Origin of the sequence: Rhizobium sp. SL42 (assembly GCF_021729845.1) — a bacterium.
GTDB lineage: Bacteria > Pseudomonadota > Alphaproteobacteria > Rhizobiales > Rhizobiaceae > Allorhizobium.
The window spans coordinates 3,048,447-3,060,382 of the sequence record NZ_CP063397.1 but is presented as its reverse complement, the minus strand read 5'-3'; the positions used below and the strand labels follow the sequence as shown (position 1 = coordinate 3,060,382).

12 protein-coding genes are annotated in these 11,936 nt (G+C 57.6%); 7 read left to right on the top strand and 5 right to left on the bottom strand.

Going from position 1 to position 11,936, the window contains the following annotated elements; translation table 11 throughout:
- Positions 1-51: 51 nt before the first annotated feature.
- Positions 52-1,182: an ATP-dependent DNA helicase gene (locus IM739_RS14485; RefSeq protein WP_237368414.1), complete on the top strand. Its 1,131-nt coding sequence runs from the start codon at positions 52-54 to the stop codon at positions 1,180-1,182.
- 86 nt (positions 1,183-1,268) lie between these two features.
- Here the strand turns inward: IM739_RS14485 and IM739_RS14480 are convergent, their stop codons facing one another.
- Both IM739_RS14480 and IM739_RS14475 read right to left on the bottom strand, forming a co-directional pair.
- Positions 1,269-1,961, bottom strand: coding sequence for a MerR family transcriptional regulator (locus tag IM739_RS14480; RefSeq protein WP_442981048.1), 693 nt, complete (start codon positions 1,959-1,961; stop codon positions 1,269-1,271).
- 223 nt (positions 1,962-2,184) lie between these two features.
- The gene (locus IM739_RS14475) at positions 2,185-3,201 is read right to left on the bottom strand and encodes a hypothetical protein (protein ID WP_237368412.1); all 1,017 of its coding nucleotides are present in this window, start codon (positions 3,199-3,201) and stop codon (positions 2,185-2,187) included.
- 274 nt (positions 3,202-3,475) lie between these two features.
- Between IM739_RS14475 and IM739_RS14470 the strand changes: the two genes are divergently transcribed.
- Complete coding sequence (locus IM739_RS14470) at positions 3,476-4,228, top strand: pyridoxine 5'-phosphate synthase (protein WP_237368411.1); 753 nt, start codon at positions 3,476-3,478, stop codon at positions 4,226-4,228.
- A 13-nt stretch (positions 4,229-4,241) separates the two neighbouring features.
- Here IM739_RS14470 and IM739_RS14465 read toward each other — a convergent pair whose 3' ends face one another.
- Positions 4,242-4,955, bottom strand: a complete 714-nt coding sequence (locus IM739_RS14465; RefSeq protein WP_237368410.1) for an aspartate/glutamate racemase family protein — start codon at positions 4,953-4,955, stop codon at positions 4,242-4,244.
- Between the two features lie 163 nt (positions 4,956-5,118).
- Here IM739_RS14465 and IM739_RS14460 point away from each other — a divergent pair, with 163 nt between their 5' ends.
- Positions 5,119-5,583 (top strand): Lrp/AsnC family transcriptional regulator, encoded by a 465-nt coding sequence (locus IM739_RS14460; protein ID WP_237368409.1) that lies wholly within the window; start codon positions 5,119-5,121, stop codon positions 5,581-5,583.
- Between the two features lie 62 nt (positions 5,584-5,645).
- Here IM739_RS14460 and IM739_RS14455 read toward each other — a convergent pair whose 3' ends face one another.
- A complete protein-coding gene (locus tag IM739_RS14455; RefSeq protein ID WP_237368408.1) occupies positions 5,646-5,897 on the bottom strand; it encodes a hypothetical protein in 252 nt (83 codons plus the stop codon).
- 96 nt (positions 5,898-5,993) lie between these two features.
- On the bottom strand, positions 5,994-6,236 hold the full coding sequence (locus tag IM739_RS14450; protein ID WP_237368407.1) for a hypothetical protein: 243 nt from the start codon (positions 6,234-6,236) through the stop codon (positions 5,994-5,996).
- 434 nt (positions 6,237-6,670) lie between these two features.
- Here IM739_RS14450 and IM739_RS14445 point away from each other — a divergent pair, with 434 nt between their 5' ends.
- The 4 genes from IM739_RS14445 to IM739_RS14430 all read left to right on the top strand — a co-directional run bounded on the left by IM739_RS14445 (position 6,671) and on the right by IM739_RS14430 (position 11,916).
- Positions 6,671-7,360: a TetR/AcrR family transcriptional regulator gene (locus tag IM739_RS14445; protein WP_237368406.1), complete on the top strand. Its 690-nt coding sequence runs from the start codon at positions 6,671-6,673 to the stop codon at positions 7,358-7,360.
- A 23-nt stretch (positions 7,361-7,383) separates the two neighbouring features.
- Positions 7,384-8,403 carry a ketol-acid reductoisomerase gene (gene ilvC, locus IM739_RS14440; RefSeq protein ID WP_237368405.1) on the top strand — a complete coding sequence of 340 codons (1,020 nt, stop codon included), beginning with the start codon at positions 7,384-7,386 and terminating at the stop codon, positions 8,401-8,403.
- A gap of 363 nt (positions 8,404-8,766) precedes the next feature.
- A complete protein-coding gene (locus tag IM739_RS14435; protein ID WP_442981047.1) occupies positions 8,767-10,443 on the top strand; it encodes a methyl-accepting chemotaxis protein in 1,677 nt (558 codons plus the stop codon).
- 249 nt (positions 10,444-10,692) lie between these two features.
- The gene (locus tag IM739_RS14430) at positions 10,693-11,916 is read left to right on the top strand and encodes an aminotransferase-like domain-containing protein (RefSeq protein WP_237368403.1); all 1,224 of its coding nucleotides are present in this window, start codon (positions 10,693-10,695) and stop codon (positions 11,914-11,916) included.
- Positions 11,917-11,936: the final 20 nt, after the last annotated feature.

Genomic DNA, 11,936 nt, shown 5'->3' with positions numbered 1-11,936 from the left:
TTTCGGCCTTTTGACTTGCAATCAAAGCTCGAATCCGCGCATGCCTAGGTCATGGAATTTGCTCCGCAACAAGATGAAGCCCTGAAGGCCGTTTCCAAATGGTTGAAAGAGGGCAAATCGCCGATCTTCAGGCTGTTTGGCTACGCCGGGACCGGCAAGACGACGCTTGCGAAACATTTCGCCGAGCATGTCGACGGCGATGTGCTTTTCGCGGCCTTCACCGGCAAGGCAGCCCAAGTGTTGCGTTCGCGTGGGGCGTCCAATGCCAAGACCATCCATTCCCTCATCTACCGGCCGCGCGGCGAAGAGGCTGTCGAGGACGAGGAGACCGGCAAGACATCGATCGCGCCGATGTTCTCGATCAACCGGCAGAGCCCAGTCGCCAAGGCGGCAATGATCGTCATCGACGAATGCTCGATGGTCGATGAGCAGCTTGGCCGCGACCTGATGAGCTTCGGTACGCCGATCCTGGTGCTTGGTGATCCCGGACAGTTGCCGCCGGTCACCGGTGGCGGCTACTTCACGGAGCAGGAGCCGGACTATCTGCTGACGGATATCCACCGCCAGGCACGCGACAATCCGATCATCCAGCTTGCCATGCATATCCGCGAGGGCAAGGAGATCATGTATGGCGACTATGGGTCGACCGCGCGGGTCATCTCGAAGAACGAGGTGAACCAGGAACTGGTACTCGAGGCCGACCAGGTTCTAGTCGGGACCAACAAGACGCGCCGTCGCTATAACAAGCGACTGCGCGAGTTGAAGGGTTTTACCGTCGAACATCCGCAAGCGGGCGACAAGCTCGTGTGCCTGCGCAACGATCAGGTCAAGGGCCTGCTCAATGGCTCGCTCTGGCAGGTCATGACATCGTCACGGGAAACCGTGAAACCCGGCATCAACCTGCTGATCAAGCCGGAAGACGACGACATGGATCGCGGGGCGGCCAAGATCAAGCTGTTGAAGGCGGCCTTCGAGGATATCGAGACTGAAGTACCGTGGTCGACCCGCAAGCGGTACGACGAGTTCGACTATGGGTATGCCCTGACCGTGCACAAGGCGCAGGGTTCGCAGTGGAACAATGTCGTGCTGTTCGATGAGAGCTGGGCGTTTCGCGACACCCGCGAGCGCTGGCTCTACACAGCTGTCACCCGTGCGGCGGAGACGCTGACCATCGTGCGGTGATCGGCCGACGTCGATGCAGCCGGCACTTGAGCACAACAAGGTTTGCTCCGCAGTGTGCCAATCGGCCGTAGTGCAGGCGTTCCAAATCAACTGGCGATCATTCCGAGCAAGACGGCCTTCGCGATGGCCTGGAAACGGTTTTGGGCACCGATCTTTTGAATGAGCCCGTTTTCGATCTCGGTCACTTCGTCGATTTTCATCTCGAAGTTCCTCGCGATCCGGCTTGTTGTATGTCCCTCGGCCATCATATGCAGGCAGCGATGCTCGATGTCGGAGAGATCTATCGTCTGCCTTGTCGGGGTCGTTCGTCCGGAAGTTGCCGTTGCCTCGTTGGCCAGCAGTGTGTTGACCTGCTGCAATTGCCGGTGGATTGTCGAGAGGCTTGCGGTCAGCTCCCGTTGCCGTGTCATCAGTGCTTCTTCCAGCAGCGCGTTGGCCTCCGCCCGTGACTGGGCTGCAGACAGCCGTTCGAACAGATCCTGAATGACAGATATTGGCATGCCGACTTCCCGGCATGTGTTGATGACCGCCATGCGTGCGACATCGGATTGGCCATAGACGCGCATCAAGCCCATCCGGCCGGCGCCGATCAGACCTTTTTCCTCGTAGAAGTGAAGCGTCCTGTGGGTGATGCCGAAAAGTTCGGCCATGTCCGCGATTGCGACGGGCTCGGACGGCACATTGGGTGGCAATATGATATCTGGCAGGACAATCCGATCATCCCGCATGCGTCCGGTCGGTTTTTCTATTTTATGCAGATTTTTCGGACCGTTCGCCATGACTCCTCCCGTCCCCCTAGCGTGTCGCTTGTCTGCTATTTTTCTCGATGCACTCCTGTATCTGCTGATCAACCGCAGAGCGTGTTCCAACTCTGCTCCTGTGGGCAGACGCTATATTTATATTACTTTTCGCCGAAATAAATAAATCTCTGCCACTGTAACGCTTGGTGAAGGGCGTTCTGCAATTTTCGCATGACGAACACGTAGGCGCGAACGGGTTGGCTCAGCCACGAAAAGCGGTGAGCGCCAGCAATTTTGGGATTTCGGTCACGATGTCATGTTGCCCGCTAAGCCCCACCCAGCGTTGCTGATGGCTTCTGGCATTTTGGTAGGCGTCGTCGGTGCGCAGCAAGGCATAGCGATAGGTGGCATCGAGACACTGCATGAGCTGGCTTGAAAGGCCGCTCGCCTGGCAAAACTGATAGAGATGTCCGGGGAGTGTCAGCGTTGATCCGGTATATTGGTTAGCCAAGGCGCCGAGCTGAAGGACGGTACCGGATAAGGTCTGCGGATGGATTTCTTCCGCGAGCGTCTGGCCGGATGTCACATGACGGAGCTTGACCTGAAGTGTGCCGTCATGGTGATCGGTTTTGACCTCCAAGACGAAAAACAGGTCTGTGGTATTTCCCGATCGAGGCTCTGATCTTGGTTCGGGGCTGTCGCCAAGGGCGGCCAGTGAAACACCCCAGAGCCGGTCTGCCCAGAGACGAACTGCATTGCAGAAGATGTCGCCACGCCAGTCGCTTCCGGCTTCGATTTCAAAGAACAGCCGCGGCAATGCTCGGACAAGGTGGCCCGCCGAGGTCGGACCGGGCAGCGTCGACCGTTCCCGGGGACCGGCTCCCACGGGCTGCTCCGCGACGAGGGTACATTGATCCGAACTGCGGCGCGCGGTGACCGCACGCTCGTACAACGGCACATAGCCGCCCAGTGGAATACGGATGCGAAGTTGCTGGTTGCGTCCTTCATCGGCATAGAACTGGTTGAGAAGACGCCTGAGTTTACCGGCCTGAACCCGAACCAAGGGATCTGTTCCCGGATTGAAGGCCTCGTCGCGGCTGAAGACGTCTACTCCTATCGTGTAGCCCTTTAGCTGATGTCCCCGGCCAAGCTGTTCCATCTCGACCACGAATTTCAGGAACGAGCGCAGACGCTCTGACCGAGAGAATGTCTGACTGGCAAGAATTGTCTGCAGGGCCTGGCGAATCTCGTCACGGTCGGTCCGTTGTTCGGCGCTCATTGTTGCTCCACGGACGGTTCGATCATTTGTGCAACCCCTGACATGCCGCGAATGGATCGTGTGCTGAACTGACCTTTTTGTGCGCTTTGTCACACGGTTTAATCTGACTAATCTATACAGGTCCTGCGTCAATACCCCAAAGTCCGCGGGTTCGCCAAAACGGGCGGATCCTACTCATCAATTCGTTCTATCGGTTCATCTGCAATTCTCGTTGGTCTTCGCGTCGATGATGTCCTAAGGATGCGGTTCGTTTCAGACCTTTGGACAAGATCGAATGCCGACCAAGCTTTCCGTCAATCTCAATGCCATCGCCATGCTTCGCAATCGCCGGGATTTGCCGTGGCCGAGCGTGGCGGATCTGGGGCGTATCGCCTTGCAGGCCGGTGCAAGTGGACTGACCGTGCACCCGCGGCCGGACCAGCGACATATCCGCTTCAGCGATTTGCCTCTGTTGCGCGCCCTGATCGACGATGAGTTTCCACAGGCCGAGTTCAATATCGAGGGATACCCGACCGAGGAGTTCCTTGCTCTCTGCGAAGCTATCGAGCCTGAACAGGTAACGCTTGTCCCCGATGATCCGTCGCAGGCGACGTCCGACCATGGTTGGGATCTGGTCGCACATGGCGATGACCTGAAGAGAATCGTCGCGCGGCTTCGTGCCAAGGGCATGCGCGTGTCACTATTTGTCGACGGGGACGGCCAGACGGAGACGATGGCTCTGGCCAAGGCGACCGGTGCCGAGCGTGTCGAGCTGTATACAGGGCCTTATGGTGGCTGCTTTGACAATCCTGAAGCGGCCCAGCGTCAGATTGCCTTGCTCGGCGCGACGGCCGATGCGGCGATTGCCGCCGGCCTTGCGGTCAATGCCGGCCACGACCTGACGGTCGCTAACCTGCCGGCGCTGGTCAAGCGCATTCCGGAACTGGCCGAGGTCTCGATTGGCCACGGCCTGACGGCCGATGCACTTGAATATGGAATGGCAGAAACGGTACGCCGTTTCTGCCGCGCCTGTGGCCAGACTATCTGAAACCTCACCGATATCAGGCGGCGTCGGCGGCCATGGTCCGCGCCAGGCAGAAATCGACGGCCGCCTCGGCATGGATGGTGGTCGAATCGAAGCCGGGTAGCGGCAGGTTTGACGGATCGAGGATCAGGCAGATTTCCGTGCAGCCAAGGATCACGCTGTCGGCGCCCTCTGCCTTGGCCTTGTCGATGATGGCCATGAGCGTGTCACGCGAGCTGTCGAAGACATGACCGGCGCAGAGTTCATCAAAGATGATGTTATGGGTCGCGGTCCGGCCATCTGCGTCCGGCACCATGATCTCTACGCCATTCAGGCGCATGCGCTCGGCATAGAAACCGTGCTCCATGGTATAGCGGGTGGCAAGCAGCAGAGGACGCTTGGCACCCTTCTTCTTCAGGGCATCTGCGGTCTCGTCGATGATGTTGATCAGCGGCACGTTGATGCGGGCCTGAACTTCGCCGGCAACCAGATGCATGGTGTTCGTGCAGATCAGAACACAGCCGGCTCCGGCTTTCTCCAATCCGGCGGCTACATCCCCCAGGCGACGTGCGGCATCGTCCCAGCGGCCAGCCTTCTGTAGGGCGACGATGCTCTCGAAATTGACGGAATGCATGATGACTTCGGCGGAAGTCAATCCGCCGAGCCTGTTCCTTACGGCTTCGTTGATCAACCGATAGTAGACGGCAGAACTTTCGAAACTCATTCCACCGATCAGGCCCATCATCTGCATCGTCGTCTCCTTATGTTTGATGACCGATGATCGCCGATGTCGCTTGCATCTGGTGTGCGATTTTGGCGGTGCTGGAGGCTTTTCTTGCAAAATCAGACGTGCCATTTGTCATTCTGGCGCAGAATTTTTGCGTCTTTCGTTTCAGACCTCGGAGAATGGCAGCGTGATTGACGAAAGAGACCGGAAGATTCTCGAGTTGTTGCAGATGGACTGCGCCATTGCTGTTAGCGATCTGGCTGAGAAAGTATCGCTTTCGGTTTCGGCCTGCTCGCGCCGGATCCAGAAACTGGAAGAGGGTGGATATATCGCGCGGCGCATTGCCGTGCTCGATCGTGAGAAGATGGGCGTGCCGACCACTGTTTATGCGCTGGTGAAGACTGCCCACCATGCCGACGAATGGATTGAGGAATTCCGTCGCGCCGTCGGCGATATCGCCGAGATCGTCGAGGCGCATCGGCTGACCGGGCACTATGACTATATCCTGAAGATCGTATTGCCGAGGGTGGAGCATTACGATGTGGTCTATCGCAGGCTCGTCAAGAGGATCGAATTGTTCGACGTTTCGGCGTCAATTTCGATGGAGACGCTGAAAAGCGGCTCGGCAATTCCCGTCGATTATGCGCGGTAGGCGGGTATGATAAAGCCCCGGAGCTTTCACTTCGGGGCTGTTGGGCGATGCGTTTTTGGGGATCAGTGCGAACCTGCTGTCGCGCGCGACTTCAGAGACACTGACCTGTCGGCATTCACTTTGTAAACTTCGCGTACATAGCGGCCACCCGCGCCGATGAAAGTGTGGAAGAAGGTGCTGCCGACCGGCGCCTTTTCTAGGTGAACAGTCTTGCCACTGTAGGTGATCGAGCCTTTGATCGGCTGAATATCGGCCAACGCGGCGGTGCCTGTCAGGGATGCGAGCAGTATGGCGCTCAAGATTGTGGTCTTCATTATACTATCCTTCTGCTGGTGCAGTCGCCAAGGAAATAAAATCTAGGATTGTAAGACTTGGTGCACCGCACCCACGTGTGCAGTTGAGGCTGCAGATCAATCGTTGATGATGCCGCGCTGAACCAAAGTCACGGTGTGATCAGCGTTGACCTTGTAGACTTCGCGAATCTTGTCGCCGTTGAAATTGAAGTTGTGGAAGAGGGTCGACCCCGCGGGAGCCTTCACGATATTGGCTTGCTTGCCTGCGTAGGTAATCGAGCCGGGGATCGGTTCGAGCGCGAGGGCGGCGGATGCGCTTGCGAGGGCGGCGATGAGCGCGGTGGCGGCGACGATTTTCATGGTCTTGCTCCTAATTCTATCTGGTGTCGACACGTTTGCTTCGACAGGGTCGATGTGGCGTGTCGCTCTCAGAAATTCAATACCACTTTGTGCGCAATCGAACTGATTGGTTCGGCATTTTTCATCGAATCCATTGTTGAGCGTGAAAATAAACATATTACTAACAATGGCTTATAAAGCCACCAAACCGAAATATAGATATAAGGTACAATAATTATTCTTGCTTCATTCACCTATTTGTGACGACGCACGAAGAGTGCGCGCCCTGCCACCAGAAGGCAGATTCAGTATGATAGGGGCAAGTGCGGATGCTCAAAACATTTGCATCATTCAGGGCGAGATTGCTTAGAAAAATATCATTGCGGCACTTGACCTGCAGCGTGTCCGGGCTCATAAGGAGCAAGAACCGTACCGTACGGTACTCGGAGGCCGTCATGTCGAGCGAGAGCAGTCAGAATACCGAATTCACCCCACGCCAAAACGCTGTGCTGGCGGAAGCCTTGCGGTTGTTGGTCGAAGGTGGTGACAAGGCTGTGACGACGGCCGGTCTGGCCCGTGCGGCCAATTGCTCCAAGGAAAGCCTCTATAAGTGGTTCGGTGACCGCGACGGTTTGCTGTCGGCGATGATTTCCTATCAGGCCAGCAAGGTTCGCACGTTTGAGCGGCCGGGCGAGCGGCTGACCGCGGCAAGCCTCACCGATCATCTCGAGGTATTCGCCAAGGATCTGCTTGAAGTGCTGGCGGGCGATGTATCGCTGGCGCTCAATCGCCTCGCCATCGGTCAGTCGAGCCGCGACGGCTCAAAGTTTGGCACGTTGCTGCTGGAGCGCGGCCGTCGGCAGATCGATCGCAGGGCGCGGGCGCTGCTCGAGGCCGGACAGCGCGATGGCCTGTTGCGCTTCAATGACGGCGAGGAAGCCTATCGCACGCTTTACGGGCTGATCGTCAGCGACCTGCATGTCCGCATGCTGCTCGGCGATATGCCACAGACGACGAGTTTCGGGTCGAGGGCCTCGAAGGCGGTGCACGCCTTCCTGATGCTTTACGGCACGGAGAGGATTTTGGCGGGCCTGGACGGGACGTCCCGTGCGAGCGCGCCATTCAACAACATTCACCACAACTGACAAGCATAGGGAAGGATACAACAATGCGCGTTTATTACGATCGTGATGCGGACTTGAACCTCATCAAGGCCAAGAAGGTAGCAATCATCGGTTACGGTTCGCAGGGTCGTGCGCATGCGCTCAACCTGAAGGATTCGGGCGCCCAGAACATGGTTGTCGCTCTGAAGGCCGGTTCGCCGACCGCCAAGAAGGCTGAAGCCGATGGCTTCAAGGTCATGACGGTTGCTGAAGCTGCCGCATGGGCCGACCTGATGATGATGGCGACCCCGGACGAGCTCCAGGCCGACATCTACCGCGATGAGATCGCCGGCAACATCCGCGACGGTGCGGCCATCGCATTTGCCCATGGCCTCAACGTTCATTTCGGCCTGATCGAACCGAAGGCTTCGGTTGACGTCGTGATGATCGCGCCGAAGGGCCCGGGCCACACCGTTCGTGGCGAATACCAGAAGGGCGGCGGCGTTCCTTGCCTCGTTGCGCTCCATCAGAACGCATCGGGCAACGCACTTGAACTGGCTCTGTCCTACGCCTGCGGCGTCGGCGGCGGTCGTTCGGGCATCATCGAAACCTCATTCAAGGAAGAATGCGAAACCGACCTGTTCGGCGAGCAGGTTGTTCTGTGCGGCGGTCTCGTTGAACTGATCCGCGCCGGTTTCGAGACGCTGGTCGAAGGCGGTTACGCCCCGGAAATGGCCTATTTCGAGTGCTTGCACGAAGTGAAGCTGATCGTCGACCTGATCTATGAAGGCGGTATCGCCAACATGAACTACTCGATCTCTAACACGGCAGAGTGGGGCGAATATGTCACCGGCCCACGCATCATCACGGCTGAAACAAAGGCTGAAATGAAGCGCGTCCTGACCGACATCCAGACCGGCAAGTTCACCTCGGACTGGATGCAGGAATACCGCGCAGGCGCCGCCCGCTTCAAGGGTATCCGCCGCATGAACGACAGCCACCAGATCGAAGAAGTCGGCACCAAGCTTCGCGCCATGATGCCTTGGATCGGCAAGAACAAGCTGGTCGACAAGGCTCGCAACTAATCCGAGCGTTTCGACGGGCAATGTCCGTCCCAGCAAATCGCTGGATTTTCAGCCGGGGGCCACAAGGCTCCCGGTTTTTTTGTTGTCGAATATGCAGTGGTCTTTTGCTCGAAAAATTGACTTTTGTTCAATCAGAGCAAGGGGAATCCTTTTGTTGCGGGGTTTTCTGTGTGGAGCCTGGTGACGGCGGGGTGAGGTCGGCGATTGCCTGGGTGTGAATAACGTATCTCTAAAATATTTGCCTGAATTGGACCCGCTCTCAAGAATATTAGGAGTTTGTATACTAATGTTCATACACTTTATCGGTGTGCGAACCGTGGGTGTTTCGCCATTAGCATCGGTTGGATGCATGGGGGAAGTTGCATGCCTATTTTGAGATTCATGAGGGACTCCCGGGCTGAATCCGAGGCCTTGAGGCGCTCGCAGGCAGTAATCGAGTTCGATCTGGACGGCATCATTCTGACAGCCAATGAAAACTTCTGCATGGCGGTCGGCTATGCGCTGTCCGAGATCCAGGGCAAACATCACCGGATGTTTGTCGATCCGGTGGAGGCGGCCTCGTCCGAATACGCTTCTTTCTGGCAGCAATTGCGCAGCGGGAAATTCGATCGCCGGCAGTATCGCCGCATCGCAAAGGGGGGGCGCGAAATCTGGATCGAAGCGTCCTACAATCCCCTGATGAAGGGTGGCAAACCCTACAAGGTGGTGAAATACGCCACCGATATCACTGCAGCCAAGATCCGCGCGCTGGAAGATGACGCCAAGCTCAAGGCTTTGTCAGCATCGCAGGCAGTCATTGAATTCCAACCGGACGGTACCATCCTGACGGCCAACGAGAATTTCTGCAAAGGCCTCGGCTATAGCCTTGGGGAAATTGTCGGCAAACATCACCGGATGTTTTGTGATCCGGCCTATGTCAAATCCGATGACTACCAGGCATTCTGGGGCAGGCTGTCCGCCGGCGAAATCTTCTCCGACGAGTTTCGCCGTGTGGCCAAGGATGGACGGGATGTGTGGATCCAGGCGAGCTACAATCCGGTGTTCGATTCCTCCGGCAAAGTCTACAAGGTCATCAAGTTCGCTACGGATGTCTCGTCACGGATGGACGCAATCGCGCAATTGGCCGGTTCGCTCAGTGGACTGGCGGACGGCGATCTGACCTGCAGCCTGGACCGTCCTTTCGTGCCGACCATGGAAAAGGTTCGCAGTGACTTCAATGAAGCTCTGACGCGCTTGAAGCAGACGATTTCCACCGTCACGACCAATGCTCGATCGATTGCATCGAGCACCGGGGAGATCTCCGACGCGGCCAATCAGCTCGCGCGCCGCACCGAAGTGCAGGCGGCTTCGGTCGAGGAATCGGCCGCGGCACTTGAGGAAATCACCACCACCGTGATGGAGTCTGCCAAGCGGGCGACCAATGTCGGGAAACTGGTCGAGCAGACCCGTGCCAATGCGGAAAAGTCTGGAGCGGTGGTCCGCGACGCGGTCGGCGCCATGAGCGAGATCGAGCAGTCGTCGAAACAGATTTCCAGCATTCTCGGCGTGATCGACGAAATCGCCTTCCAGACAAATCTTCTGGCGTTGAACGCCGGTGTCGAGGCGGCAAGGGCAGGGGAAGCGGGCAAGGGCTTTGCGGTGGTGGCGCAGGAAGTGCGTGAACTTGCGCAACGATCGGGCAGTGCCGCCAAGGAGATCCGCCAGTTGATCAGCACCTCGGCGGCGCAGGTGAGCCGCGGCGTAGATCTTGTCGGACAGACGGGTTTGTCGCTTGAGCAGATCGCCAGCCAGGTCGAGGACATCACCATCAATATCCGCGCGATCATCGAGGCATCCGAAGAGCAGTCCGGATCGCTGAAGGACATCAACAGTTCGGTGAACCAGATCGATCAATCAACCCAGCAGAATGCCGCAATGGTCGAGGAAACGTCGGCCGCCGCGCACTCGCTGTCGCGCGATGTCAACGGGCTGTTCCAGCTGGTCCAGCAGTTCAAGACGGCAGTATCCGTGCCGCAACAAAGAGGGTTGTACGCGGCCTGATGCCGGCGTTTCAGGCACGCTGCCAATATTTACACGACCACAGATCCCGGAGGCGCTGTCGCTGCTTCCGGGATCTGTTTTCGTGCGTATTTGCCATCGAAGGCGCGATCGATTTCGCTCTCGTTTTTCTAATAGTTTCATTCTTTTCAATAGTTTGATTGGTCAATTGCATAATAGGTCAGTATTGTTGACATATCTATGTTTTCATGGTCTCGTGGGATGTCAAAAAGAACATCCGAGGAAACGCCCGTGCTTGATTGGGACCATATTTTCGCTACGCGCTCGTCGCGTATGCGCGCGTCGGAAATCCGTGAGCTGCTGAAGCTTCTGGACCAGCCTGAGATCATTTCGTTTGCCGGCGGTATTCCGGACCCGGCGCTGTTTCCGGATGAGGCGTTCAAGGATGCCTATGCCGAGATTTTCACTGGTGGACAGGCGGGTGCCGCCCTGCAGTATTCGGTTTCGGAGGGCTACAGGCCGCTGCGCGAATGGCTGCAGGCGGACATGACCCGGCTCGGCATCGAGTGCAGTATCGACAATATCTTCATCACCTCCGGCTCGCAGCAGGCGCTGGACTATCTCGGCAAACTGTTCCTGTCGCCGCGCGACACGGCACTGGTCAATTGGCCGACATACCTGGGCGCCCTGCAGGCGTTCAATGCCTATGAACCGATGTACGACCAGCTGAGCCTTGGCAACAGGACGCCGGGAAGCTACACGGCAGCGGCCGAAACCAATGGTGGCTCGGTGAAATTCGCCTATCTGTCTTCGGACTTTTCCAATCCGACCGGCGAGACGGTTTCGCTTGAAAACCGCAAGCGTTTGCTGGCTCTGGCCGATGAGTTGGATATTGCGGTCATAGAGGATGCTGCCTATCAGCATCTGCGTTATGACGGCGAGGCGGTGACGCCAATCCTGGCGCTCGACATCGAACGCAGCGGCTCGATCGAAAATTCGCGGACGATCTATTGCGGCAGCTTCTCCAAGACGCTCGCACCCGGATTGCGCGTCGGCTTTGTGGTAGCGTCGACGGCCGTCATCCGCAAGCTTGTCCTGATGAAGCAGGCTGCGGACCTGCATTCGTCATCGATTAACCAGATCGCCATCACCCATGTCGCCGAACGCCATTTCGACGCGCAGGTCGCCAAGATCAGGCGGGCCTATAGCGCACGGCGTGACGCCATGCTGGCGGCACTTGACCAGTACATGCCGGCGGGCACGCGCTGGACCCGGCCCGAAGGTGGCATGTTCGTCTGGGTTACCTTGCCGGAAGGAATGGATGGTGCCGAATTGCTGGCGCTTTCCGTGCAGACCGAAAAGGTCGCCTTTGTTCCGGGGCAGGCTTTCTTTGCCGATCGCTCCGGTACCAACACGCTCCGTCTCTCTTTCTCCTGTGCCAACGAGCAGATGATCGATGAGGGCATCAAGCGGCTTGGTCGCCTTGTCGGCGGCGTGTTGGCCAAGGCTGCGTGATCAGCCCGTCCATGCATGCA

Excerpts from the sequence above, each read along its gene's own strand:
- IM739_RS14465 (WP_237368410.1), bottom strand. The coding sequence starts at position 4,955 with ATGCAGATGATGGGCCTGATCGGTGGAATGAGTTTCGAAAGTTCTGCC.
- IM739_RS14470 (WP_237368411.1), top strand. The coding sequence starts at position 3,476 with ATGCCGACCAAGCTTTCCGTCAATCTCAATGCCATCGCCATGCTTCGC.
- ilvC (WP_237368405.1), top strand. The coding sequence starts at position 7,384 with ATGCGCGTTTATTACGATCGTGATGCGGACTTGAACCTCATCAAGGCC.
- IM739_RS14485 (WP_237368414.1), top strand. The coding sequence starts at position 52 with ATGGAATTTGCTCCGCAACAAGATGAAGCCCTGAAGGCCGTTTCCAAA.
- IM739_RS14480 (WP_442981048.1), bottom strand. The coding sequence starts at position 1,961 with ATGGCGAACGGTCCGAAAAATCTGCATAAAATAGAAAAACCGACCGGA.
- IM739_RS14445 (WP_237368406.1), top strand. The coding sequence starts at position 6,671 with ATGTCGAGCGAGAGCAGTCAGAATACCGAATTCACCCCACGCCAAAAC.
- IM739_RS14475 (WP_237368412.1), bottom strand. The coding sequence starts at position 3,201 with ATGAGCGCCGAACAACGGACCGACCGTGACGAGATTCGCCAGGCCCTG.
- IM739_RS14450 (WP_237368407.1), bottom strand. The coding sequence starts at position 6,236 with ATGAAAATCGTCGCCGCCACCGCGCTCATCGCCGCCCTCGCAAGCGCA.
- IM739_RS14455 (WP_237368408.1), bottom strand. The coding sequence starts at position 5,897 with ATGAAGACCACAATCTTGAGCGCCATACTGCTCGCATCCCTGACAGGC.
- IM739_RS14435 (WP_442981047.1), top strand. The coding sequence starts at position 8,767 with ATGCCTATTTTGAGATTCATGAGGGACTCCCGGGCTGAATCCGAGGCC.